This is a genomic window from Isoalcanivorax pacificus W11-5, from assembly GCF_000299335.2.
GTDB lineage: Bacteria > Pseudomonadota > Gammaproteobacteria > Pseudomonadales > Alcanivoracaceae > Isoalcanivorax > Isoalcanivorax pacificus.
This window is the reverse complement of record NZ_CP004387.1, coordinates 1,632,624-1,656,230: the sequence shown is the minus strand read 5'-3', so window position 1 is coordinate 1,656,230 and position 23,607 is coordinate 1,632,624. Positions and strand designations below refer to the sequence as shown.

Below are 23,607 nucleotides of genomic sequence, written 5' to 3'. Positions count from 1 at the left end.
GCTTTTCTTCACAGCCCCATCTGCTTGGCGATCACTTCATTCATGATCTCGTAGGTGCCACCACCGATGGACAGGATGCGGTTGTCCCGTGCCAGCCGCTCCACCACGCTTTCGCGCATGAACCCCATGCCACCGAACAACTGCACCGCATCGTAGGTGAGCCGGTCGGAGACATTGGTGGCGAAGTTCTTCGCCATGGAAATTTCTTTTACGCAGTTCTGGCCGGCCTGAATCTTTGCCGCGATGCGGTAGGTGAATTCACGGCTGGCCTCGACCAGTGTCGCCATCTCCGCCAGCTTGTGCCGGGTCACCTGGAAACCGGCCAGCGTACGGCCAAACGCCTCGCGCTGCTTCACGTAATCCAGGCTTGCTTCCAGCGCCAGTTGCGAGGTCATGTTGGCCATCACGCACAACATCAGCCTTTCCATCTGGAAGTTGGTCATGATGCAGAAAAAACCGCCGTTTTCCGGGCCGATCAGGTTGCCCGCCGGAACGCGGCAATCCTCGAAGAACAGCTCGGCGGTGTCACTCGCCCACCAGCCGGTTTTCTTCAGATTGCGGCCGACAGAAAACCCCGGCGTACCCTTTTCGATCAACAGCAGGCTCACGCCACCAAAGCCGGTATCGCCAGTGCGCACCGCCACGGTGTAGTAATCGGCGCGCACACCGGAGGTGATGAACGTCTTGCTGCCATTGACCACATAATGGTCGCCGTCCCGCACGGCGCGGGTACGCAGGTTGGCCACGTCCGAGCCGCCGCCCGGCTCGGTGACCGCCAGCGCCGCGATCTTTTTGCCGCTGAGCACTTCCGGCACCACGCGCGCCTTGAGTTCCTCGCTGCCCCACTTCCACACCGGCGGCAGGCCGATGTCCAGTGAGCCCAGGCTGGCCACCAGCCCCCCGGAGGTGCAGCGCATCAGCTCTTCGGATGCGGCCACTTTCATGAACACGTCGTTTTCGCCGGCGCCGCCGTAGGCTTCCGGGTGGCCAATGCCCAGCAGGCCAGTTTCCGCCGCCTTGCTGTACAGCTCGCGGGGAAACTCGCCCGCTTCTTCCCAGGCATCAATGTGCGGCAGGATTTCCTTCTCGACGAACTTGCGCACGCTGTCGCGCACCATCCGGTGGGTATCGTTGAAATAATCGAGACTGGCGTTCATGGGTGGCCCCGGTAAACAGAATGAAGCCGACACTACCAAGCAAGCGCTTGGTATTCAATGACGCAAATAGCCGTGACTGAGCGCTCTGGTCAGTGCCCGGCCATTGGAAAAGCGGAGGCGTCAGACTGGCCGACGGCCGCGAAAGGCATGGGCCAGGGTGGCCCCGTCGACGAACTCCAGGTCGCCCCCCATCGGCACGCCCTGGGCGATGCGGCTCACGGTCACTGCGGTGCCGTGGACCATTTCAAGGATGTAGTGGGCGGTGGCTTCGCCCTCCACCGTGGTGCCGGTGGCGAGGATGATTTCGCTGATGTCGCCGGCCTGGATCTGCTGTTCGAGCTGATCCAGGCCGATCTGGCGCGGGCCCATGCCGTCGATCGGCGACAGCTGGCCCAGCAGCACGAAATAGCGGCCCCGGTATTCACCGGAGTGTTCGATGGCGAGCACGTCCGCCGGGGAGGACACCACGCAGACCTGGCTCTGGTCGCGACGGCTGTCCAGGCAGATCGGGCACAGGTCCCGTTCGGCGAAGTTGCGGCAGCGGCTGCACTGGCGCACCCCCTCCATGGCGCTGGTCAGGGCCTCGGCCAGGTGCCCGCCGCCCTCGCGGTTGCGTTCCAGCAGATGGTAGGCCATGCGCTGCGCAGAGCGCGGCCCCACGCCCGGCAGGCAGGTAAAGGCGTCGATCAGGCCCTGGACCAGCGGACTGTGCTTCACGGCGTTTTCCTGTTCAGAACAGTTTGAAGCCCGGCGGCATCGGCATGCCGGCAGTCATGCCGGCCATTTTTTCCTGCTGGTGTTTTTCCACTCGGCGCACGGCGTCGTTGACGGCGGCCGCGAGCAGGTCTTCCAGCATTTCCTTGTCTTCGCTCATCAGGCTCGGGTCGATCTCCACCCGGCGCACATCGTGGCGGCCATTCATGGTCACCTTGATCATGCCGGCGCCGGCCTCGCCCACCACTTCTGCGCTGGCGATTTCTTCCTGCGCCTTTTTCATGCGTTCCTGCATGGCCTGGGCCTGTTGCATCAGGCTGTTGATATCGAAATCCATACTGACCTCACTGGGCATCGGTTTCCGGCGGCTCGATGGAATGTTCATCGAGGCGGCCATTGAATGTTTCAAGCAGCGCCTGCACGGTGGCGTCGCCACTGAGCGCCGCCTTCGCCTGCGCCAGACGCTGGGCGCGACGGCGCGCAGCCAGCTCGTCCGGGGTACCGTTGGCGTCATCGTCCACGTCGATATGCAGATGCACGGCACGGCCGAGGTACTCTGACAACGCCGCTTCCAGCGCCTGCAGCCGCTCGCGGCTGTTCATCACGTCGTAGCCGCCACGCATCGCCAGTTGCCAGCGGCCGCCTTCGCGGCTCACCAGCACGCAGTTGCGCGCCAGGTTGCGGACCACGCCTTCCAGCGGCAGCCGCTCTACCAGGGCTTCCCACCAGGCAGCCGGATCGGACAGCTCGCGCTCGTCCGGTACCGGCGCCGGTGTCGGCGCGGGCGCGGCACGGGGTGGCTCGGGAGCCGGGGCAGGCTCAGGCGGCGGTGCGGGCGCCGGCGCGGTGGGCGCACTGTCGAGGATGGCCCGCAGATTCGGACGTGGTGCATCCGGTGCCGGGGCAGCGGCCACCGGAGCCGGCGCGGGACGACCCGGCGCCGGCTCAGCGGGCTTTTTTGCCGGGTCGCTGCCCCCCGCGAGCACACCGTCGGGGCGGAACACCAGCATGCGCAGCAGGATCATCTCCAGCCCCGCGCGGGCATCCGGCACGTCCGACAGGTCGCGGCGGCCGCGCACGGCGATGTCGTAGAACAGTTGCAGTTGCTCGGCCTGAAACGCGCCGGCCAGTTCAGTGATGGCGCTGTCGCTCTCGCGCTCGGGCACGATCTGCGCCACCGCCAGGCGATGCAGGGTATTGATCAACTCATCCAGCAGCGACAGCTCATCCGGGCTGTGCTCGGCCACCTGGTCCAGTGCCGCCAGCACCCCGGCCGGCTCGCCACCGGCCAGCGCCCGCAGCAGCACCAGCACATGGGCGCGGTCCACCGTGCCGAGCATGGCGGCAATACTGGTTTCGCTCAGCTGTTCGCCGCTGAAGGCAATCGCCTGGTCGGTCAGGCTCAGCGCGTCGCGCATGGAGCCGCGCGCGGCGCGGCCCAGCAGCAGCAAGCCCGGTTCCTCGAAGCGGATCATCTCCCGCTCGAGCAGCACTTTCAGGTGCGTGGCAATGCGCTCCGCCGGCAGCCCTTTCAGGTTGAACTGCAGGCAGCGCGACAGGATTGTCACCGGCAGCTTCTGCGGGTCGGTAGTGGCGAGCAGGAACTTGACGTGCGGCGGCGGCTCTTCCAGCGTTTTCAGCAGCGCGTTGAAGCTGTGCGCGGAAAGCATGTGCACTTCGTCGATCAGGTAGACCTTGTAGCGGCCTCGCGTGGGCGCGTACTGGACGTTGTCGAGCAGCTCGCGGGTGTCCTCGACCTTGGTGCGGCTGGCCGCATCCACTTCGATCAGGTCGACAAACCGCCCTTCGGCAATCTCGCGGCAGCTGTCGCACACGCCGCAGGGTTGCGAGCTGACGCCCTGCTCACAGTTCAGGCATTTGGCGAGAATCCGGGCGATGGTGGTCTTGCCGCAACCCCGGGTGCCGGTGAACAGATAGGCATGGTGCAGGCGGTCCTGGTCCAGCGCGTGGGTGAGCGCTTTCGAGACGTGCTCCTGACCCACCAGCTCGGCGAAGGTACGAGGCCGGTATTTGCGCGCAAGAACCTGATAATTCATGAAATCCGCAGCCATCCAGTGAAGACAGCAATGCTAGCCCAGCGGGGGCGTGACTGCCAGCGGGGGGGGGATGAAGGTCGGACGTCGGACGTCGGACGTCGGACGTCTGACACGAAAAGCGGGTATGGAGCAGCCGGGAAGGTTGGAGGCGATATCAGCGTCAGGCGCAAGGCGCCAGATGCCGGACGCAAAAACCAATACAGCGCAGAGAACGCCAGGACCACATCATCCCTGTTTTAGCGTCCGACGTCAGACGTCCGACGTCCGACCCAAAAATGGAGGTGGCCCCGCCAGCCACACCCCGGCACACGATGTCACTGCTACCGTTGCTCCCTTCCGGGCCTGGCGGGGTTCACAGCTGATCATTGCGGGGGGACCAACGGGGCCACCATTGCACACTGACCGGGCGCGCCGGTCAGGAGGCGCGCATTGTGGCCAAAGGCGTGCCGCTTTGCAACCGCCGCCCCGGCACGGACACGCCGTTCCCGGCTTTTTTCAGCGCAGTACTAAAGCGCGATGGTGCGCTGCGTCCAGGCATTGAGTATGTCGCGCAGGAATTCTTCCTCGTTCAGTGGCCGCGCCACCAGATAACCCTGCACATCATCGCACCCGAGCGAATCCAGCAGCCGCAGCTGGCCTTCGGTTTCCACACCTTCGGCGAGCACATTCAGGTCCAGATTGGCGGCCAGTTCGATGATGCTCGCCACCAGTACGCGATCATGCCGGTCCTGTTCCATGTCACGGATAAACGAACGGTCGATCTTCACCGTGTCCACCGGCAGGCTGCGCAGGTGCGACAGCGATGAAAAGCCGGTGCCGAAATCGTCCAGCGACAGGCCATAGCCCAGCGCGCGCAGGCGGCTCAGTACGCGCACTGCGTCCTGCATGTCACGCATGGCCGAGCTTTCGGTGATCTCGAATTCCAGTTGCGAGGCAGACAGATGATAGCGCTGGCGCAGCGCTTCGATGCGGTCCACCAGCCGTTCATCAAATAACTGCCGCGCGGACAGGTTGATCGACAGCACCAGCGGCTCCTGTTGCGCCGGCCAGCGTGACAGCGTGCGGCAGGCCTGTTCCATCACCCAGTAACCCAGGCGCAGGATCTGGCCGGTTTCCTCGGCCACGGGAATAAATTCATCCGGCGGAATGGTGCGCCCGTCCGGCGTGCGCCAGCGCAGCAATACTTCGGCGCCGGCCAGTTGGCGGCCATCCAGGCGCATGCGCGGCTGGAACGCCAGCCACAGCTCGCGGTCCGGGTCGAGCCGCTTGAGCAGCGTGGCGATTTCCGCCTTGTGGTTGAGCTGGGTGAGCATCGCCGGGCGGTAGTAGTCATGTTTGTTCTTGCCCGCGCGCTTGGCCTCGTACATGGCCAGGTCGGCGCTGCGCACCAGTTCCTCTACGTCCTGCCCGTGCTCGGGATAATGGGCCAGCCCGATGCTGCCGCTGAGCATGAATTCCACCCCGTTGAACGCTATCGGCTGACGAACGGCCGCCACCAGCCGTTCCACCCAGCCCTGCTCGTCGGCCGGCGCGGGCTGCGGCACAAACAATACGAATTCATCACCGCTGTAACGCGCCGCCAGCATGTTTTCGCCGGCCAACACCACCAGCCGGCGCGACATGGCTCTCAGCGCGGCATCCCCGGCCTTGTGGCCGAGCGAATCATTGAGCAGCTTGAAATCGTCCAGGTCGAGAAACGCCAGCAACCCGCCCTGGCAGCCTGCCAGGTGTTCACTCAGGCGGCGCTCGAAACAGCGCCGGTTCGGCAACCCGGTGAGGCCGTCATGATCGGCCAGGTACGCCAGTTTTTCTTCCTGGCGCCGGCGCTCGGACACATCGCGGACGATGGCGATGAACTGGCGCTCTTGATCGATTTCCATGTCCGAGACGCTGATCTCCACCGGGAACAACCTGCCGGTGACGTGCCGCGCGGTGAATTCCCAGGGCCGGGAGCCGACCTTGCCGGGCAAGGTGCGCGAACTCAGCCGCTGCAGCGAATGCCGTTGTGTTTCGTGCAGCGCGGGCGGCGCCAGCATGGTCACGGGCTGGCCCAGCACCTGCTCCGCGTCGTAGCCAAAAATCTGTTCGGCGGCGCGATTGAAGCCGGTGATCATGCCCTCGGTGGAGCAGATCACCACGCCATCGGAAATCTGGCCCAGCAATGTGTCGGTCCAGGTGCGCAGCTCCCATTCGCGCCGATGGCTGTGCCGCACGTGTTGCAGCGCACGTTCACCGGCATCCAGTGCCTGCGCCGCCAGCCGCTGCTCGCGCCGGCCCCAGACCAGCATCAGGGTGATCGCCATCATGTAATGCAGCCCCTGCGCCACCGCATAGCCCCAGGGCATCCAGGGGGAATAGTGCAACAACGGATAATTCAGCAGGTGCAGCGCCATCAGCCCGCAGGCCAGCGCAAAGAAACGATGGCCGTGCCAGCGGTAATCCGGCTGGCGCACCAGGAAGCACCACGCCAACGCGGCGTACCCGGCGGAGCCGAGCAGCGACAGCGGCAGCGCACGCCACGGTGATGACATGCCCGCCGCCCAGGCCACCCCCAGCCAGCCCAGTGGCAGCAGCATCCACAGCGCACTGGCACGCGGCAGGCTGCGGCCAGCGAACAGCCAGGCACCGGCCAGCATCAGCAGGCCGCGGCCACCGGAAGCATATTCCGCCGCCAGGCCGGCCAGGATCGCGGTCTCGCCGCGCGCGGTGGTGACACTGGGTAACAGATAGCGGACCGCCGCCAGGGCAAAGCCCAGGGTCCAGAGCAGATAGGCCAGTTGCCGTTCACGGCGCCAGAACTGGGCCATGATCAGCGCTACCAGGGCAGCACTGACGGCACTGCCATACAGCAGCAGGGTGTAGAGCAGCGTCTGATTGAGCATCTCTTTATTCTTCTTGTGTATGCCGACCCCCCGACGACGGCGTCATGACGACGCATCGCGGGGCGCATTCGCAATGCCGTGCAGGTTAACCGATGCGGTATCGCCATGCCGGTCGCGGCCCACATTCTGTGCCGGCACCCAGGCCGGCTCCCCGATGAAGTGTGGGCAATGTCACAAATCATCCCCGCTCTGGCGGTGGATGTAAAACCCCGTCGCTACACCGTGCGTCGGAAACGTCCAGGGCTCACGCCGGCATGCCGGCGGAAGGCCCGGTTGAAGGCCTGGCTCGACTGGTAGCCGAGCTGTTCGGCGATGGCCGTCAGCGACAGCGGCGTGCGTTGCAGCAGCTGTTCAGCCTGGCGCATCCGCAACACGCCGAGATATGCGAGCGGCGATTCACCCACCAGTTCGCGAAACCGTGCCGCGAAGGCCGAGCGCGACAGCCCGGCGGTCTGCGCCAGCGTCGCCACGGTCCACAGGTCGCCGGGCCGTTCGTGCATGGCCGCCAGCGCGCGCGCCAGGCCGGCATCACGCAGCCCGGCCAGCCAGCCTCGGCTGCCCGACTGCCCTGTGTCCATGCAGTAGCGCACGCACTGGATAAACAGCACATCCACCAGGCGGTTGAGAATGGCGTCGTTGCCCGGCGCGGCGCCGGCCAGTTCAATGCGGGCAAACTGGATACCCAGCACCAGCCAGGCCGGCGGGTTCCCGCCACTGACATGCACCACTGACGGCAGCATGCTGGTCAGCATGCGCGCGCGGGCACGGTCGATACGAAAGCGGCACAGCATCATCGAGACTTCCGTCGTGCCGCTGCCCAGGGTGATCTGCCGTTCTCCGGCACGCATGGCGCCCAGTACATGTGCGAGGCATTCCGCACGCGGGACATCCGGGTCTGGCAGCGAGATCAGCCGGTGTCCGTCGCCACCGGGAAACAGCAGCACATCGCCGGCCTCGGCCTGGTACAGCTCGCCGTTGTCGAGCAGGCAACCCAGGCGGCCTTCCAGTACTGCGTAGAATCCGGCCGCATCATCCTGTTCCGGCAGAGACAACTGCCAGGCTCCCCGGAAGGTGGTGAAAATATGGCGGGCATCGCGAAAATGGATGTCGTTGATGACAGCACTGAGCGCATCGGTAGGCTCGGTGCCAGCATGGCTGATGTCGGCATTCCCGGATAGCACGCTATCTGATACGTCGCCGCATCGTCCCTCTTTTTTGCCGTTCACTACTATGCCCCTGTCATGCAAAAAATGCGCAAACCAAGTATTCAAATGTGTCCCGGACAGTAGAGCCGTCAGCTATGTGGCTGGCGTGTGCAGCCATCCGGGTCGCGGCCCCCTGTAACCGCGATCCCGCATAATGCCTGCCTCCGCCGCCAGACAACAAGCCAATCTGCCGGGCGCGACGGGGTGCTTTTCAGGCGGCACCAATGTCATGGGACAAAGCAACGCAAAAACCGATGCCGCTTTCACGGCATCGGTGCAGGACAGAACAAAACAAACAAATCAGAAAAAGGGACTGTAGCCGTCTTCTTCGCCAGCCATGGTGGCTTCGCGGTGCTTGCCGGTCATTACCCGGTGCACGCGCCGGGCCTGGTCTTCATCGTCGGCATCCACCATCACCAGATAGTTGCCCCGCTCCACCTCGGCGAGATAACGCATCATGTGATGATTCCTGCGTGACAGCCCGATCAGGCCACCAAACCAGGCACCGTGAAACAGGAAGAAGGCGCCGGCAATCCACACCGCCCACATGTTCATCGATACGCCGAACGGGTCCATGGCCATCAGGGCCAGCCCGACCAGCAGGCCGATCACCAGCCCGATCGCCGCGCCAAGGAAGCCGCTGTGCATGAGGTCCGTCTGGTCCCAGGGCGAGACGGCGTGCACCCGCGCGCGCTCCAGCTCGGCCACGTCACGGCCCATTACGGAAATACGATTTGGCCCGATACCTTCGGCGGCCAGATCCTGATTGATGCCGGTAACACTCGGCAGTGACTGCGTCATGTAATAGAACCGTTTCATGCAGTGCCTCCTGTGCCTGCCCTCTTCTTTGACAGCAACCTCAGCGTGTCACTGTGTCGTAGCAGGTCCAGTATCGCGCCGTGGGCGCAAACAGGGGCAAGCGCCTGGCTAGACTTTCTCGCCATAAAGAAAAACGGCTGATAACCATTGGTTATCAGCCGCAGAGCGCTGAGGATAACTTTTGCCTGTCAGGCTGCCGTCAGTGGGCGATCTCGATCTGACGCGGGCGGCTGGCTTCCGGCACGACGCGGCGCAGAGAAATTTCCAGCAGGCCATCGCGCATCTCGGCACCTTCCACCTGCACATGATCGGCCAGGCGGAAACTGCGTTCGAAATTGCGGCGCGCGATGCCCCGGTGCAGCCAGGTCTGCCCGGATTGCTCCGGGTTCACGTTCTTCTCCGTGCTCTGGCGACCGGTCACTGTCAGCTGGTTTTCGCGCGCGGTGATCTGCAGCATGTCGCGGGAAAAACCGGCCACGGCCATCACGATGCGATAACGGTCTTCGCCTTCACGGACAATGTCGTAAGGGGGATAGGTGCTGGACTGGTCCGCACGCAATGCGGAATCCAGCAGTTCGTTGAAACGGTCAAACCCTACGCTGTGACGGAACAGCGGCGCCAGGGAAAATTCGGTGTTCATCATAACTCCTCCGATACGCGTCACTCAGGCCCGGTTCGCGACAACGAACCCTGCGGCACCCGCGCGACGCTATGCACAATGGTATGAGACACGTGACGTTTTCAACCGGCCGGGTTGTCACAATGAGGAAAGTGGCGACGGGAAAATATTTTTCAAGCGTTTTCTGAAAACTTTTCGGCACCGTGCGGTATTGTCAGTCGTGCCCGATGACCAGCACGTGCACCGACGCTTCCTGGCGCGGCAGGGTGACGCCGGTTGCCGGCGAGCGGGATTCCGCCTGCAACGTGAACAGCGCCTCCTCGACGGCCGTGGTGTCCTGCGGCACCCGCAGCCGCAGGCGGACACAGACGGCAGCGCCTGCCTCGACCGGGAGCCAGCGGCTTTGCGAGAGATCCTGGTAGAGCGACTCGCCCCGGCAGGTCGGATCAAGCAGCAAGGCGTGTGGCCACTCGGCCCCGGCCGGCGGCACGTAATGAAAACGCACCTGGCTGTCCGAACCGGCCTGGTAACGGAATGGCAGCAGCTCTGTCGCGCCGGGTGCCACGACACGCGGCGGGGGTGGTTCGAGCCGGCCTTCGCGCAGCAGTTGCAGGCGCAGGCCGGTGTAGGCGGTTTCGGTGCCGGCCGGCAGTCGCCAGCCCTGGCCATCCACCCATCGGGCCGGTTCACGGGCGGCCAGTTGCCAGCCCATCGGCACCGGCGCCCGCACATGCAGGTCGGTGCCGGCGTAACGCTCCGGCAGGCGCAGACGGAACTCCCCGGTGCCCTGGGTGGCCGCCTCCGCCAGTAGCCGGCCCGCCGCGTCCGTCACCTGCAGCGGCCAGCCAGGCAGGCCCGTGACGGCCTGGCCCTGTTGCGCCAGCGCCTCGATCCGGCCGCTGATCAGCGTCCCGGCGGGCTGACAGACAAACCCCGGTGCCACACCGGTCTCGCCCATCTCCCCCGCGACAGCCGGCAGGCGTCCCGCACCACCGGCGCCACCAGGCGCGGGCGCCTTACCGCCGGCGCCGCCTTCATACTGCAGTTGCCAGGGCACCGGCTGGCCGTCCCCGGCCATCAGCAGCAGGGTGCCGCCCCCTCCACCGCCACCTGCGGCGTCCGCTCCAGGCAGCCCCGCCGCACCGCGTACACTGACGGTGCCGGTATCGTCCACGGGAAACTGTCCGGCCCGCACCACGATGACGCCGCCCCCGGCCCCGCCGCTGGCCGCATTGTGCACGCCGCCGCCGGGGCTGCCGGCACCGCCGCCACCGCCCGGCATCAGCACCGGCAGACCAGCGGCGACTGCCGCCCCTCCCAGGCCACCGTCCGCACCGCCGGCCTGGCCCGGTTCGCCGCCCGCCCCGCCGCCACCGCCACTGGCGCCGCCCTGCAGCGGGCTGTTGCCACCCCCGCCAGCGTTACCGGGCGCGCCGCGCGCCATGCTGCCGCCGGGGTAGCCATCGCCAACACCCCGGCGGTCTGCCTCGGGCCGGGTATCGGGCACCGTGCCGTCCTGCCATACCCAGCGCGGCGTGCCGGCGAAGCCTTCGCCCTTGCTGCCGTGCTGGCCGTAGCCGGCCGCCAGTTCAGCGCGCCCCGGTGCCGGGTAGCGGTAATCGCCGGCGGTGGCCAGTGCGCCGTGCAGCGCCAGCCCGGCGCCACCGCGAAACCCTGCCCCGCCGGCATCCAGTGAGTAGCCGGCCAGCCGCAGGCCACGGCGCACATCCAGCGCCAGCAGCCCGCCGGACTGCCCGTCCCAGGGCAGGGGCCGGAGATCACCAGCGAGCGTCGCCTGCTCATATTGCGGTACACGCACCAGTTGCCAGCGCGCCAGGGTCGGCACCGGCCCGGCGCCGGCAGCCGTCACCTGCCGGGCACCCGGCGGTTCGCGAAAGGGATAGTCGTGCAGCAGGCCGCCGTCCACCCCGGCACCGCGCACCCGCACACGTTGCGGCCCTGCCTGTTCCACCCGCAGCCACTCGAACTGCCCGGCCTGCGAGGCGGTAACGCCATAACGGTGGTCATTGGCGGCAATCATCTGCGCGCCCTGTACCTGCCAGAGCAACAGCAGGTCACCGGGATGCAGGTTGCCCACGCCGCGCGCCGGGCCCAGCGGAATGTCCCGCTGCCCGGCCTGCAGGCTCGCGCCGTCCGGCGCAGCGAAATAGCGGTTGATGACGCCACCGGGGCTGGCCACGCCCTCGGCCCCGGGGTCGGCACACAGCGGTGCCGCCTGCCCCGGTGACGCCAGCATGGCGCCCAGCAGCAGTATCAGCGCGAGGGATCGATCCATGCGCCCGTGCTGGTGTTGCGCCGGAACCAGCCGGCAATGCTGAGGCGGTCGTGACGCGCGGGCAGCACTTCGTGGGGAATCTGCTCGCTGAGGAAGCACACCAGGCTGCCGGCGCGCGGCGCCACGTCCAGATCGTGGTGCACGGCATCCGGCTGCGGCCAGAGCCGCAGGCAACCACCGTCGGCGGGCGTCCACAGGGCGTTGAGGTAGACCACCACCGATACCACGCGTGGGTTGTCGCCGCGAAAGGCGTCCAGGTGGCGACGGTAATAAGCGCCGGGATCGTAAATGGCGAAGTGGGATTCCAGATCGAACAGGCCGAGGAACAGGCGCGAGTTGATCAACTGCCGTAACTGTTCCATCTCCTCCAGCAGACGCACCTGCGCCAGCGTGGAACCGTTCAGCCAGCAGGTACGGTCCCGGCGGATGCGCTCGTTCTGCTGCAGTTGTTCGTTGCGCCCGATGGCGGCCTCGGTGAAGCCGCCCTGGCGGTCACGCAGCAACGCCTCGCGGCGCAGGGCGCGTACCAGGACCGGGGAAAAATAGGCTGGCTCCACTGCATAGCCCCGGGTGGCCAGCCCATCGACAATGCGATCCCGGGGGCCGTGTCCCAAACCACCGCCGTGGGGCGGTTGCAGCAATTCTTCCATGGAGGTACCCAGCCATCAGGTGGAAACAGGCTCGCCTCAATGCAGCGCGCTATGGGGTGGCGGGCCACCGTCGCGCTGACTTTCCGGCAAGGCCAGGCAATCAGTCTGCTGGCAATCGTCCAGCAACTGATCGCAGGCGTCCACACAGACTTGCACAAAATGGATGAACTGCTCGGTGCTGATGCCGTTGCGGGTCAACAGCAGGTCGCAGGCAATCAGGCGAGGCAGGGTTTCGTCGTTCACGTCGAGAAAGATTTTCAGCACCGGCAGCGTCATGTTGAGCCGCGCCAGGTCCGCCTGCACCAGAAACAGGCTTGACGGCCGCACTTCCAGCTCGACGTTCATCAGCACCCCTTCCTCTTCCAGGAACAGCCGTGCTTCGGCCACCCCTTCGCGGGCCTGCAGGGCACTCAGGTGCAGTCCGTGGCACTGGTCGCAGATATAGAACTCGATGCCCGCTTGCTGCAGCCAGCGCTGCAACTGGTCGGCATCGGGCGTGACAAGTGGAAGCATGCCGTTCTCCGAATTGACTGGCGGCGAATGATCAATGATTCGCCGGGCAAAGGAAAGGGCGCACCGGCGTGACAGGAATGCGCCCTGCCGCTGGCCATTGCGGTCATTGGCGTGGCGCCACCAGCCCGGTAGGCTGCCGCCTTCTACACAGGAACCATAACAAGAATACGGAGCCGCCTGCATGGCCTACTACGTCGCGTTCCGCTCCAGCGAGCGCCTGCACCGCACCACCGACGGCTTTATCCAGCGCATGCGCGAGCCCGCGCCCCGGCTGGAACCGGCCACCATCGAATCGATCATGGCCGATTTCCTCGACCAGTCGCTGGCGGTGTTCTTCCTGCGCCCGGCAGAGCTGGTCGGCCTCAGCGGCAGCATGCTGCGTGGCGTGACGCTGGCCGCCGACACCATCAACAAGGCGGCCCGGCTGGTGGTCAGCCGGGCGGCGAAAAAACTCGACCTCGCCCAGCACCGCGAGACGGCCCGCTATATGGACCAGATGCGCCGCATGATCCCCGCGGACGACGGCAGCGAAGACTGGTACGTCCTGTTCCCGATCGAAGACACCCTGGCCGGCCGCCTTGAGCAGGCCATGGCATTGTGCGAGGCCGGCCAGCCGGACCAGGCACGCCCGGCGCTGGTGGAATACCTGCACGCCCTCACCGATGTGGCGCTGTACTGGTACTTCGAGCAGCCGATCAAGCTGCTCGGTTTCGGCCCGATCATGCGCAAGATGGCCGACGTCGCACTGGATACCACCCGCAAGGCCACCCACGGCGTGATCCGCAAAGTGTTCGCGGACCTCAAGGGCGAACAGGTCGGGCACGCCACCCGCTACATGCACAGCCTGCTGCGCACGCTGTGACATGCGATACTCGGCCGTCCCCCGGCCGAGTGTTCTGCTGATGGCGTGTTACTGGCCCGACAACATCGCGCAATGGCGTCTGGCGCCTGCCCTGATCGATACCGCGGCCCTGCCCGGTGTCGGCGATGCCGGTGCCCTGCTCGCGCCCGCCGGCGCCCCGGCGCTGCCGGCGGCCGACAACGACCGCCGCCTGGGCCGGCTGTTCGAGCGTCATGTACAGGACTGGATTACCCGCACACCGGCTCTCACCCTGCGCGCGCACAATGTGGCGATCCACGATGGCACGCGCACACTTGGCGAACTGGATCTGCTGGTGTCACACGGCAACACGCTGATGCACTGGGAAGTGACACTGAAATTCTATCTCGGCGTCGACGAGACGTTCTGGCCCGGCCCCGACCCGAGGGACCAGTTTGCCCGGCGCCTGCACCGGCTGCGCACCCACCAGTTTCCACTGCTCGCCCGGCCGGCCACCGGCGCCCGGCTGGCTGCGCTCGGGCTGTCGACCCCACGCAGCCAGCACCTGCTGAGCCGCGGCATGCTGTTCTATCCTCACGACCGTCTGCTGGCACCACCGGCTGGCGCCCACCCCGATCACCTGCGGGGCACCTGGTGGCCACTGTCCGCCGTGCCGCGCGAAGGGCGTTTTCTGCCGATTCCCAAATCGCACTGGCTTGATATCAAAATGCTGTCGAACAATTCTCAGAACTGGCTTGCCTCACCCCGGTTGATTGACTATGTTCACGCACAGGACCGCCCGGTCATGGTGTTGTACGAGTCTCAGGCTCACGCATACCTGCCGGGCGTTGTTGTCTCTGACGGCTGGCTCGATGTTGTCAGCCGCCGCGCCTGAGTAATGGCCCGACCATGTTTGATAATTCCGATAACAACACCGCACGTCTGATTGATGCCCGCGGCCAGGTGGCCTTCGGCCTGTTTCCCGGCAGCGTGGCAGACATCAACGGCCGCGAGGCCGACTACCGCACGCCCATGGGCCGCCCGGCCAGCCGTCTTGCCCGGCATTTCAATTACAAACAGTTCCAGTATTTTGGCGTGATCAGCGACGATCTGCTGGCCGGCTGCGCACTGGCCGACACTGCCTGGATGGGCATCGCGTTTTTCTATCTGTTCGAGCCCGCGACCGGCCGGCTGGTGGAACACACCTGGCGCTCGCCGATGAGTCGCGCGTTGCGCATGTCGGCGTCCCCGGTCGAGGGCGAGAGTGTGTTTCAGCAACAGGGGGTGGATATTCGCATGGGTTACCAGCCGCACAACGGCGGCCTGCGCAAGACGCTTTCGGTCACCTTGCCATCGCTGACATTGCAGGCGCAGATGGACGAAAGCGCCGCCTATGAACCGATGTCGATCTGCACGCGCACCGGCGTCAACGGTTGGGTGTACGCCAATAAAGTCGCTGGCGTCGATGTCAGCGGCACATTGCAACGTGACGGCAGCACACTGTCACTGAGCGATCTCCATGCCTGCGGCCATCACGACTTTTCCGCCGGCTACATGCGCCGCGAAACCTTCTGGAACTGGGCCTGCCTGAGCGGCCATGCCGGTGGTCACCGGCTCGGGCTGAATCTCTCCTGCGGCGTCAACGAAACCAGTTTTACCGAGAACTGCCTGTGGCTGGATGACCGGCTGATCAAGGTCGACACCACCGTGTTCGACTACCAGCGTGACAATCTGCTGGCGCCCTGGCAGGTACGCAGCAATGACGGCCAGGTGGCGCTGACGTTCGAGCCGCTAGGCAATCATCGCGAACACCTGAACCTGGGTCTGTTCGCCACCAACTTCAATCAGCTGTTTGGCCGCTTCACTGGCGAAATTCGTCTTGCCGATGGCGAAACACTCGCAGTACGGAACCTGTTCGGTTTCGTTGAGGAACAGTACGCAAAATGGTAACCCCAAAAGACGCCGACACCGCTCCGGCCCGCAAGAGCGCACGTGAAAAATTCCACTTCGGCATTATCTGGGTGGTGCAGTACTGGCGCGAGCTGTTCAACTTCCGTTTTGACAAGTACATGATCATCCAGGTCATTCCCGGTGTGTACGGGCTGGCGCTGGTGGCCATCGGCTGCGGCCTGCTGTACCTGTGTGTGGAGGCCTTTTTCCAGTCCACCTGGCGCGGGCTGTTCTATCTGGTATTCGCGGCGCCATTGACGTTTCTGGTGCTGGCTTCGGTGCTGCGCGCCCTGCTGGAATTCTACATGGTGGTGTTCCGTATTTCCGAACACGTGGACGAACTGGTCGGTATCCGCGATACCGTCGACCGGCTCTCCGGCATCAGCGATTCCGTGGATGAAATGGCCGCACTGACACGCCGCATTCCGTTCTGGCGCGCCCTGACCGGCGCCGGCAAGCCGCGCCAGCGCGTCCCGGACGGCGCGCGCCGCCGCCCCGAGCAAGGCGACAGCACGCCGCGCAGCGACAACGGCAACGGCAAGCCACCACGCCCCCCCGAATGATCTCCATCGGGGCGGCGTGCCTGTTGGCGCACCGCCCCGATGTGCGATGATGGGCGCATGCCCACAGACCAGCCTGCCTCATCCATGAATCCGCTGCACACGCTCCGGTTCGACAACCGTTACCGCGCCCTGCCCGGCAGCCTGCATGCTGACGTGACACCGCAACCACTGGCCGCTCCCCGCACCCTGGCCGCGCGCAGCGACGACTGCCTCGCGCTGATCGGATTGCCGCCAGACGAGGTCAGCGATACCGCCCTGCTGGAGGCGTTTTCCGGTGAACGGCTGCTGCCCGGCATGGCACCGCTGGCACAGAAATACACCGGCCACCAGTTCGGCGTGTACAACCCGGACCTCGGCGACGGCCGCGGCCTGTTGCTGGGCGAAGTGGTACTGCCGGACGGTTCACGCCGCGACCTGCACCTGAAAGGCGCCGGCAAGACGCCGTTCTCGCGCATGGGCGATGGCCGCGCCGTGCTGCGTTCATCGATCCGCGAATTCCTCGCCAGCGAAGCACTGGCTGCGCTCGGCATCAGCACCACCCGCGCCCTGTGCGTGATCGGTTCCGACGAGCCGGTATACCGCGAAACCCGCGAGACCGGCGCCATGCTGTTGCGGGTGGCGCGCACCCATGTGCGCTTCGGTCACTTCGAATACCTGCATCACAGCGACCAGCTCGACGTGCTGCCGCAGTTGCTCGATTACGTGATTGACCTGCATCTGCCAGCCCTGCGCGACGCCGAAAACCCGGCACGCGAACTGTTCCGTACCGTGGTACACCGCACCGCCCACATGATTGCCGGCTGGCAGAACGCGGGCTTTGCCCACGGCGTGATGAACTCCGACAACATGAGCATTCTTGGCGAAACCTTCGACTACGGGCCGTACGGTTTCCTGGACGCGTTTGAACCGGGTTTTATCTGCAACCATTCCGACTGGCAGGGCCGCTATGCCTTCAACCGCCAGCCGGAAATCGGGCTGTGGAATCTGAATTGCCTGGCGCACGGGTTTTCCACCCTGATGCGCCGCGAACATCTCGTCGACGCGCTGAAAGAATACGAGGACGCCTTCCACAACCAGTACCTGGCCCTGCTGCGCGCCCGCCTGGGGCTGGCCCAGCCACACCCGCAGGACGCCGAACTGATCGGCGACCTGCTCGGCCTGATGAGCGCCGACCGCGCCGACTACACACGCAGCTTCCGGGGCCTGTGCGAGTTTGATCGCCACAGCCTGGCCACACCGGCACAGGATGAATTCCGCGACACCGTCGCCTTCCGCAACTGGTCAAAACGCTACGCCGACCGGCTCGCGCAGGAAGACAGCCAGGACGATGCCCGTGCCGCCGCCATGCGCGCCGCCAATCCGAAATATGTACTGCGGAATTATCTGGCCGAAACCGCCATCCGGCAGGCACAGGCCGGCGATTTCAGCGAAGTGATGCGGCTGCACCGGCTGCTGCGGACACCGTTCGCCGAGCAGCCGGCCATGCAGGACTATGCCGCACTGCCGCCCGACTGGGGGCGGCATCTGGAGATCAGTTGTTCGTCCTGACGGGCGCTTGTCCCGATCATGCCTCGCGAGTGGCGGCCAGCGCCGCCAGCAACAGCCGCCGGTAGAGCCGCTCGCGCAGGCCGTCGGCCTCCGCCAGCCCCATGCGCTCAAGATGCGGCGCAAAACGCTGTTCATCACCTTCCTGCCACAGCGCCCGACGGCCCAGTTCCAGATATTCCTTCTTGCTCGCTTTCTGCTTCAGCCAGGTCAGCGCATTCAGCAGGCGCTGCTCGACCTCGGTGAAATCACAGCCCAGCGGAAACTGCGGGAACGCCCGCGCCTTGTCAAAGCGCCCGGCCCGCTCCGCCAGCCGTTCCGGGGTGTTGTAGCGGAACGCTTCCGGCACCTGATAATCCTGAGCGATCTTGCCCGCCTTGCGCGCCTGGTCCAGCAACGCGTCCTGAAAACGGCTGTCGGCAATATTCACCATCGCCGCCACCACCTCGGCATCCGTTTTACCGCGCACATCGGCAATGCCGTATTCGGTGACAAAGATATCGCGCAGATGACGCGGAATCGTGGTGTGGCCGTAGGACCAGACGATATTCGAGGCCGCTTCGCCGCCGCGCTCGCGCCAGGCCCGCAGCAGCAGGATACTGCGCGCGCCCGCCAGCTCGTGCGCCTGGCAGACAAAGTTGTACTGCCCGCCGACACCGGACAGCACGCGGCCGTCTTCAAGCTGATCGGACACCGCTGCACCCAGCGCGGTGGCCGTGAACGCCGTGTTGATAAAACGCGCGTCACGCCGTTGCAGGCGCTTGAGCGGCTCGTCGCCATAAAGCTGGTTGATAAAACTGATATGCGTCATGTTGATGGCTGCAGCCTGTTCCGCCGGCAGTTCACGCAGACGCTGGTAGAACGCCGCCGGGCCGAGGAAAAACCCGCCATGCATCAACGTACCGCCGCGCAGCGGGCCGCCGATGCGTGCACCGATGGCGGCGCGGGTGCCGGTGGCAGACAAGTCATTGGCAAGCGCTTCGCTGCCCAGCAGCAGCCGGCCTTGCTCCAGCCGCGCCGCGTCCGGCATCAGGCCAAGCGATTGCAGCCAGCCCAGGGTGCCGTCATCCAGCACGTCATCCAGCACACCGGCCTCGCGCAACGCATCCAGGCTGTCCAGCGATGCCTCCGGTGACAGCACGCCCTGGTTGATCAGCGCCTGCACACATTCGTCGTCGTACACACGGCGCCGGATCACACCGCCATCCACCAGCGACATCAGGCCGTGGGTGAACATTTCACTGCACCCGTACAGGCCCTGCCCAAACGGCGCGCAGCCGCCTTCGCGGCGAATCAGTTCGGCAAACTGTTGCAGGCCGAATTCACCCAGCAGTTCGCGATACAGGTCATTGTGGTGCTCACGCAGCAACGTGTGATGCACCAGCGCATCACCCAGCGCGCCAATACCGATCTGCAACAGACCGCCATCCCGGACCAGCGTGCTGGCATTCAGGCCCACCAGATGGTCCTGCAGGGCCACCGGCATGTTTGGTGTGCTGAACAGCCGCGTGTCAGTGCCCGGCGCCTCGATCACCAGATCGAACAGCGACGCCTCCACCTCGGCATCATTGCCCATAAAGGGCAAATCCGGATGCACCTGCGCCACAGCGATAATGGTTTCGCCGGCATCGCGCCGGGCCATCAGCATCGGCAGCAAATCCAGCGACACTTCCGGGTTGCAGGCCAGGCTGAGCCTGTCCGGTGCGTCGGCGCGCACCGCCACCAATTGCGCGGCCACGTTCACCCCGGCCGCATTCAGGTCGCGCGCCACATGCGTGTAGTTGCTGCTGATGTACTGCTGTTGCGCGGTGTCGCTGCCAAGCAGGCTGCCGGGCTGGAAGAAAAACTCGCACACACGAATATTCGGCGGCAGCGCATTGCGGCGCACGGCCTTGAGATAATCCAGTTCCTCATAATCACCGAATACACGCTCGGCGAACGGATTCAGAAAACGCGCTTCCAGATCACTGCCGGCGGCCGGCTTGCCCAGCGACAGGGCGGTATAAATCGTCAGCGAAACAGCAGGGTCCGCCGCTGCGCGGCGGTAGAGCGCATTGACGAACTGATTGGGCTTGCCCAGCCCGAGTGGCATGCCAAGACGGATATCACCGCCGGTGCGCCGGATCACTTCTTCCACGGCCTCGTCCACCGACGCTACACGTCTGCCTGACTCCATGCCTGACTCCCTTGTTGTCGAAATGAAACCTGCAGGCCGGCGCGTCAGTGCGCCGCCATGTTCGAATACAGATTGATCACCAGCACCCCGGCCATGATCAGGCCAATGCCCAGCAGTGCCGGCCAGTCCGGGATCTGCCGGAACATCACCGCGCTGACCGCAACGATCAGTACGATACCCACGCCCGACCAGATTGCATAGGCGATGCCGACCGGGATACTGCGCATCACCAGCGACAGACAATAAAACGCCACGCCGTAACCACACACCACCAGCAGGCTCGGCCCGAGCCGCGAAAAGCCGGCCGATGCTTTCAGCGCACTGGTGCCAATCACCTCGGCGACAATCGCCAGGCCAAGCAACGCATAGGCCGTCATCACGTGCTCCTTTCCCGGGTAACAGACACGGCAAGCATGCCGAAGCGCCGGCCTGACCGGCAATGCAGTGCAGAGAAAAAACAGACAAAAAAAAGGCCCCTGGTCAGGAGCCTTCTTAACAAACCATAGAGACAAACCATGAAAAGACTGTGTTCTCAATACCGCATCACCGACCGCGGTCAGGATGCACAGCGGCATCGGGACCGACCCACAGGCGGGGCCAGAGCGATATCACAATAACATGATTTTCCCTCGCAGGGACAGAATGATGTCATCCGGGACTGCGCCAGCCCGCCACCCGGCGTGGCTGCCCGGTTACCCGCGCAGGCCGATCGGCGCCTCCGGCCGCGACCAGAGCCAGACCAGCACCACCGCCATCACCGGCGGCACGCCCCATTTCACCCAGAGCGGCGCCGCAGACAGCGCCAGCAACAGCACGCTGGCGGTCATCATCAGCAGCGCCAGCCACTTGGCCCGGCGCGGCACCACACCATGCTCCCGCCAGTCCCGAATCGGCGGGCCGAAGCGCGGGTGGGCCAGCAGCCAGTCATGCAGCGCCGGCCAGCCGCGTGCAGCGGCCCAGGCACCGAGCAGCATGAACACCGTGGTCGGCATACCGGGCACCACCACGCCGATCAGCCCCAGGCCCACGAACATCAGGGCCAGTATTCGCCAGCAGACACGAATCAGCATCAGCGCGCTTCTCCCGGCCACCACCGGGTGGCCTTCCTGCACGCCAGTGTAACAGCCCCGGCCAACCGGGCGGCAGACAGCTCAGCACGCCAGGCGCTGGCGGAAGAACGCCAGAATCTCGTCGCGCGCCGCCCGGGTCGGCTGGCCGGCTTCATCGATCAGGTGCGCGGTCACCACACTGTGCGGGCTGGCCACCACCTGTTCAAAAAATGGCGACAGCCCCTCACGCCGGGCTGCATCATCCGGCAGCACGCGCGCGATAAAGCGCTCGCCCAGTGCCTGCCGGTAGGCCGCGAAGCGTTGCGCACGGCAGAAGCGGTCGCCCTCGAAGCGATAGGCCATCACGGTCAGGTCTTCCTGCTCCAGCCGCTCGCGCACGGCGGCCAGTTCCTCCGGCGCGATCTCCAGCCCGGCGGGGTCATCCAGCGGCAGGGTCGGCTGCGACAGTACCGGCGCCAGCACCGCCTGCTCCAGCATCATGCTGAGGGCGAAATTGCCGGTGAAACACATGCCGATGGCCCCCACGCCCGGCCCGCCACATTCTGCGTGGGCCTGCCGGGCCAGCGCCCGCAGCCATTGCGTCACCGGGCTGGAACGGTTCATGGCGAAGGCGTGGAACTCGGCGCTGACACAGGCGCGCTGGAACACTGCCTTGCCCTCCTCCGCGTCCGGCACGGCGCCGTCCCGACCAAACAGCGACGGCATGTAGACGGTAAACCCGGCATCACGCACCCAGCGGCTGAAGCGCGCCACCTCCGGGCTGATGCCGGGCATTTCCGTCATCACGATGACCGCCGGCCCGGTGCCGGCCACATGAACCACCTTGGTGGCCTCGTTGAGGGTGACCCGGCGCGGTGTGAAATCAGTCAGTGGATCGTCTTGATGGCGTGCAGTGTGCGGCATGGCAGTGTGTTCCCCTGTTGGTCGGTGACTGGTATTGCAGCCGCCACGGGGTTAGCCTGCCAGCGTCCGTTATGACATCTTTCAGGCGTTTTCAGACATGACCGATTTTACCGTGCTGGTACTGCCCGGCGCCTATGCCAGCAGCGTGGCCGTGACGCTGGACATGCTTCAGGCCGCCGCCGCCATCGCCCCGCATCTCAATACGCCGCAGCCGCGCTGGCGCGTGGTCTCGCCCACCGCCGGCACCGTGCCGCTCAGCAGCGGCCTGCAACTGGCCACACGCACCCTGCCCGCCCGCGCGGACCGCAGCACCTGGATCATTCCCGGCCTGGGCGTGGACCAGCCGCAAGCGCTCACCGTGCGCCTGCAACAGGACGATGCCCGGCGCGCCAGTGAGGCCCTGCGCCGCCATGCCGCACGCGGCGGCGCGGTGGCGGCCTCCTGCTCGGCGGTTTTCCTGTTGCAGCACACCGGCCTGCTCACAGGCCGGCGTGCCACCACCTCCTGGTGGCTGGCCGGCCACCTGCGACAGCAGGCGCCGGCGTGTGAGGTCGCCGCAGAACAGATGGTGTGCGTGGACGGCCCGCTGTGCACCGCTGGCGCCGCGCTGGCGCAATCGGACATGATGCTGCATCTGTTGCGCAGCCGCTTTGGCACGGCACTGGCGGAACGCGTGGCACGGCTGCTGTTGCTCGATGCGCGAGAGGCGCAATCACCGTTCGTGGTGCCGTCGATGCTGGCGCAGGGGAATGAACTGATCAGGCAACTGACCCGACGCATTGAGGCGTCACTGCCGCAGCCACCGGACGTGGCCACGCTGGCCGCAGAACAGGCCATGTCCAGCCGCACGCTGTCACGGCATGTGCGCGCGGCGACCGGTCAGGGCGTGCTGGCGCTGGTGCAGAGCGTGCGCCTGAACCGTGCACGGCGGTTACTGGAATCCAGCCGCCTGAGCATCGAGCAGATTGCCGCGCAGGTCGGTTATCACGACGCCACCGCGCTGCGACGGCTGGTGCGCAAGGCCACTGGCGCCACCCCGAGTCATTTTCGTGCAGGCAACAAAAAAGCCCCGTAAAGGGGCCTTTTGCATCGCCAGTCCCGGAGGGTCTGGCGTCTGTCACGCGCGCCGATCAGGCGGTGATCGCGTGGATCTGCTTCATCAGGTCTTTCTGGGCAGCCGTCGGCTGGGCGGTTTGCAGCGCCATCAGCTTGCTCATGTCGCCTTCGATGCGGATCTGGCCGCTCATGAAGCCCTGCATGCCTGCAGACTGGTCGCCTTCGATGAAGATGCGCTTGGCCAGGTCAGCCGGCAGGATCAGGGTGGTCGGCGCGCCGTCGCGGTGGCCCTGCTCGATCATGCCACCCACCAGTGCCATCTGCTTTTCACCGTCGCCGGTGTTGACCGTAATATTGATCACTAGGTCGGCCAGTGCCGCCGGGGCTTCGATGTCGCCGGCCTGCGCACGCAGCTCTTGAACCTTGGCAAACCACTCGTCAGACAGAAATTCGCTGCTCATCTCTCTTCTCCTTGGTGTTTTATAGGCCCAATGGGTGATCCATCCGGCATGGCATTCAAACGAGCGTTCGAAAGTCTCCGTACCTTATAGAAGGCCAGCGCGGCAGGCAATAGCCGGACAGGCCAGTCGCGCTGCGCCTCCGGTCACCCCG

At 65.5% G+C, this 23,607-nt stretch carries 22 protein-coding genes and 1 other RNA gene; 6 read left to right on the top strand and 17 right to left on the bottom strand.

Features of this window, described 5'->3' with window-relative positions; all coding sequences use genetic code 11:
* Positions 1-8: 8 nt before the first annotated feature.
* The 12 genes from S7S_RS07455 to S7S_RS07405 all read right to left on the bottom strand — a co-directional run bounded on the left by S7S_RS07455 (position 9) and on the right by S7S_RS07405 (position 12,912).
* Positions 9-1,157 carry an acyl-CoA dehydrogenase family protein gene (locus tag S7S_RS07455; protein WP_008735614.1) on the bottom strand — a complete coding sequence of 383 codons (1,149 nt, stop codon included), beginning with the start codon at positions 1,155-1,157 and terminating at the stop codon, positions 9-11.
* A gap of 120 nt (positions 1,158-1,277) precedes the next feature.
* A complete protein-coding gene (recR, locus tag S7S_RS07450) occupies positions 1,278-1,874 on the bottom strand; it encodes a recombination mediator RecR (RefSeq protein ID WP_008735613.1) in 597 nt (198 codons plus the stop codon).
* 13 nt (positions 1,875-1,887) lie between these two features.
* On the bottom strand, positions 1,888-2,208 hold the full coding sequence (locus tag S7S_RS07445) for a YbaB/EbfC family nucleoid-associated protein (RefSeq protein ID WP_008735611.1): 321 nt from the start codon (positions 2,206-2,208) through the stop codon (positions 1,888-1,890).
* A gap of 7 nt (positions 2,209-2,215) precedes the next feature.
* Positions 2,216-3,928 (bottom strand): DNA polymerase III subunit gamma/tau, encoded by a 1,713-nt coding sequence (dnaX, locus tag S7S_RS07440; protein WP_008735609.1) that lies wholly within the window; start codon positions 3,926-3,928, stop codon positions 2,216-2,218.
* A 285-nt stretch (positions 3,929-4,213) separates the two neighbouring features.
* Positions 4,214-4,310: signal recognition particle sRNA small type (ffs, locus tag S7S_RS19235), an RNA gene on the bottom strand.
* Positions 4,311-4,434: 124 nt separating this feature from the next.
* Positions 4,435-6,810: a putative bifunctional diguanylate cyclase/phosphodiesterase gene (locus S7S_RS07435; RefSeq protein ID WP_008735607.1), complete on the bottom strand. Its 2,376-nt coding sequence runs from the start codon at positions 6,808-6,810 to the stop codon at positions 4,435-4,437.
* Positions 6,811-7,025: 215 nt separating this feature from the next.
* The gene (locus tag S7S_RS07430) at positions 7,026-7,991 is read right to left on the bottom strand and encodes an AraC family transcriptional regulator (protein WP_052269223.1); all 966 of its coding nucleotides are present in this window, start codon (positions 7,989-7,991) and stop codon (positions 7,026-7,028) included.
* Positions 7,992-8,315: 324 nt separating this feature from the next.
* On the bottom strand, positions 8,316-8,834 hold the full coding sequence (locus S7S_RS07425) for a hypothetical protein (protein ID WP_008735603.1): 519 nt from the start codon (positions 8,832-8,834) through the stop codon (positions 8,316-8,318).
* 199 nt (positions 8,835-9,033) lie between these two features.
* Positions 9,034-9,477 (bottom strand): Hsp20 family protein, encoded by a 444-nt coding sequence (locus S7S_RS07420; RefSeq protein WP_008735600.1) that lies wholly within the window; start codon positions 9,475-9,477, stop codon positions 9,034-9,036.
* A 190-nt stretch (positions 9,478-9,667) separates the two neighbouring features.
* A complete protein-coding gene (locus tag S7S_RS07415) occupies positions 9,668-11,749 on the bottom strand; it encodes a hypothetical protein (RefSeq protein WP_041025967.1) in 2,082 nt (693 codons plus the stop codon).
* Positions 11,728-12,399, bottom strand: a complete 672-nt coding sequence (locus tag S7S_RS07410) for a 2OG-Fe(II) oxygenase (RefSeq protein ID WP_008739211.1) — start codon at positions 12,397-12,399, stop codon at positions 11,728-11,730. The genes S7S_RS07415 and S7S_RS07410 overlap by 22 nt, the downstream gene beginning before the upstream one ends.
* A gap of 36 nt (positions 12,400-12,435) precedes the next feature.
* Complete coding sequence (locus S7S_RS07405; protein WP_035205650.1) at positions 12,436-12,912, bottom strand: type III secretion system chaperone family protein; 477 nt, start codon at positions 12,910-12,912, stop codon at positions 12,436-12,438.
* Positions 12,913-13,093: 181 nt separating this feature from the next.
* Here S7S_RS07405 and S7S_RS07400 point away from each other — a divergent pair, with 181 nt between their 5' ends.
* Genes S7S_RS07400 through S7S_RS07380 form a run of 5 tightly spaced genes read left to right on the top strand, consistent with a single transcriptional unit; the run spans position 13,094 to position 17,793 of the window.
* A complete protein-coding gene (locus S7S_RS07400) occupies positions 13,094-13,774 on the top strand; it encodes a hypothetical protein (RefSeq protein WP_008739215.1) in 681 nt (226 codons plus the stop codon).
* Positions 13,775-13,814: 40 nt separating this feature from the next.
* Positions 13,815-14,627, top strand: coding sequence for a DUF1853 family protein (locus tag S7S_RS18825; RefSeq protein WP_008739217.1), 813 nt, complete (start codon positions 13,815-13,817; stop codon positions 14,625-14,627).
* 14 nt (positions 14,628-14,641) lie between these two features.
* Positions 14,642-15,682 carry a DUF2804 domain-containing protein gene (locus tag S7S_RS07390; protein WP_008739218.1) on the top strand — a complete coding sequence of 347 codons (1,041 nt, stop codon included), beginning with the start codon at positions 14,642-14,644 and terminating at the stop codon, positions 15,680-15,682.
* Positions 15,676-16,245 (top strand): DUF4282 domain-containing protein, encoded by a 570-nt coding sequence (locus S7S_RS07385; protein WP_008739219.1) that lies wholly within the window; start codon positions 15,676-15,678, stop codon positions 16,243-16,245. The genes S7S_RS07390 and S7S_RS07385 overlap by 7 nt, the downstream gene beginning before the upstream one ends.
* Positions 16,246-16,302: 57 nt before the next feature.
* Positions 16,303-17,793: a protein adenylyltransferase SelO family protein gene (locus tag S7S_RS07380; protein ID WP_008739220.1), complete on the top strand. Its 1,491-nt coding sequence runs from the start codon at positions 16,303-16,305 to the stop codon at positions 17,791-17,793.
* 16 nt (positions 17,794-17,809) lie between these two features.
* Here the strand turns inward: S7S_RS07380 and S7S_RS07375 are convergent, their stop codons facing one another.
* From S7S_RS07375 to S7S_RS07360, 4 genes are all read right to left on the bottom strand, one after another.
* The gene (locus tag S7S_RS07375) at positions 17,810-19,966 is read right to left on the bottom strand and encodes an acetyl-CoA hydrolase/transferase C-terminal domain-containing protein (protein WP_041025966.1); all 2,157 of its coding nucleotides are present in this window, start codon (positions 19,964-19,966) and stop codon (positions 17,810-17,812) included.
* Positions 19,967-20,010: 44 nt separating this feature from the next.
* Positions 20,011-20,343, bottom strand: coding sequence for a DMT family transporter (locus S7S_RS07370; RefSeq protein ID WP_008739222.1), 333 nt, complete (start codon positions 20,341-20,343; stop codon positions 20,011-20,013).
* A 315-nt stretch (positions 20,344-20,658) separates the two neighbouring features.
* Positions 20,659-21,036, bottom strand: a complete 378-nt coding sequence (locus S7S_RS07365) for a YbaN family protein (RefSeq protein ID WP_008739223.1) — start codon at positions 21,034-21,036, stop codon at positions 20,659-20,661.
* A gap of 81 nt (positions 21,037-21,117) precedes the next feature.
* Complete coding sequence (locus S7S_RS07360; RefSeq protein WP_008739224.1) at positions 21,118-21,939, bottom strand: dienelactone hydrolase family protein; 822 nt, start codon at positions 21,937-21,939, stop codon at positions 21,118-21,120.
* A 97-nt stretch (positions 21,940-22,036) separates the two neighbouring features.
* On the opposite strand from S7S_RS07360, the gene S7S_RS07355 reads away from it, so the two are divergent.
* The gene (locus S7S_RS07355) at positions 22,037-23,014 is read left to right on the top strand and encodes a GlxA family transcriptional regulator (protein ID WP_008739225.1); all 978 of its coding nucleotides are present in this window, start codon (positions 22,037-22,039) and stop codon (positions 23,012-23,014) included.
* Between the two features lie 55 nt (positions 23,015-23,069).
* Here the strand turns inward: S7S_RS07355 and S7S_RS07350 are convergent, their stop codons facing one another.
* Entirely contained in the window at positions 23,070-23,456 is a 387-nt protein-coding gene (locus tag S7S_RS07350; protein WP_008739226.1) for an SCP2 sterol-binding domain-containing protein, read from the bottom strand.
* Positions 23,457-23,607 lie beyond the last annotated feature (151 nt).

Bases quoted from the DNA above. Each gene is read 5' to 3' on its own strand.
- S7S_RS07375 (WP_041025966.1), bottom strand. From the start codon at position 19,966: ATGGAGTCAGGCAGACGTGTAGCGTCGGTGGACGAGGCCGTGGAAGAA.
- S7S_RS07385 (WP_008739219.1), top strand. From the start codon at position 15,676: ATGGTAACCCCAAAAGACGCCGACACCGCTCCGGCCCGCAAGAGCGCA.
- S7S_RS07405 (WP_035205650.1), bottom strand. From the start codon at position 12,912: ATGCTTCCACTTGTCACGCCCGATGCCGACCAGTTGCAGCGCTGGCTG.
- S7S_RS07455 (WP_008735614.1), bottom strand. From the start codon at position 1,157: ATGAACGCCAGTCTCGATTATTTCAACGATACCCACCGGATGGTGCGC.
- S7S_RS07420 (WP_008735600.1), bottom strand. From the start codon at position 9,477: ATGATGAACACCGAATTTTCCCTGGCGCCGCTGTTCCGTCACAGCGTA.
- S7S_RS18825 (WP_008739217.1), top strand. From the start codon at position 13,815: ATGGCGTGTTACTGGCCCGACAACATCGCGCAATGGCGTCTGGCGCCT.
- S7S_RS07370 (WP_008739222.1), bottom strand. From the start codon at position 20,343: ATGACGGCCTATGCGTTGCTTGGCCTGGCGATTGTCGCCGAGGTGATT.
- S7S_RS07400 (WP_008739215.1), top strand. From the start codon at position 13,094: ATGGCCTACTACGTCGCGTTCCGCTCCAGCGAGCGCCTGCACCGCACC.
- S7S_RS07425 (WP_008735603.1), bottom strand. From the start codon at position 8,834: ATGAAACGGTTCTATTACATGACGCAGTCACTGCCGAGTGTTACCGGC.
- S7S_RS07435 (WP_008735607.1), bottom strand. From the start codon at position 6,810: ATGCTCAATCAGACGCTGCTCTACACCCTGCTGCTGTATGGCAGTGCC.
- S7S_RS07445 (WP_008735611.1), bottom strand. From the start codon at position 2,208: ATGGATTTCGATATCAACAGCCTGATGCAACAGGCCCAGGCCATGCAG.
- dnaX (WP_008735609.1), bottom strand. From the start codon at position 3,928: ATGAATTATCAGGTTCTTGCGCGCAAATACCGGCCTCGTACCTTCGCC.
- S7S_RS07380 (WP_008739220.1), top strand. From the start codon at position 16,303: ATGCCCACAGACCAGCCTGCCTCATCCATGAATCCGCTGCACACGCTC.
- S7S_RS07410 (WP_008739211.1), bottom strand. From the start codon at position 12,399: ATGGAAGAATTGCTGCAACCGCCCCACGGCGGTGGTTTGGGACACGGC.
- S7S_RS07415 (WP_041025967.1), bottom strand. From the start codon at position 11,749: ATGGATCGATCCCTCGCGCTGATACTGCTGCTGGGCGCCATGCTGGCG.
- S7S_RS07390 (WP_008739218.1), top strand. From the start codon at position 14,642: ATGTTTGATAATTCCGATAACAACACCGCACGTCTGATTGATGCCCGC.
- S7S_RS07350 (WP_008739226.1), bottom strand. From the start codon at position 23,456: ATGAGCAGCGAATTTCTGTCTGACGAGTGGTTTGCCAAGGTTCAAGAG.
- S7S_RS07355 (WP_008739225.1), top strand. From the start codon at position 22,037: ATGACCGATTTTACCGTGCTGGTACTGCCCGGCGCCTATGCCAGCAGC.
- S7S_RS07365 (WP_008739223.1), bottom strand. From the start codon at position 21,036: ATGCTGATTCGTGTCTGCTGGCGAATACTGGCCCTGATGTTCGTGGGC.
- S7S_RS07360 (WP_008739224.1), bottom strand. From the start codon at position 21,939: ATGCCGCACACTGCACGCCATCAAGACGATCCACTGACTGATTTCACA.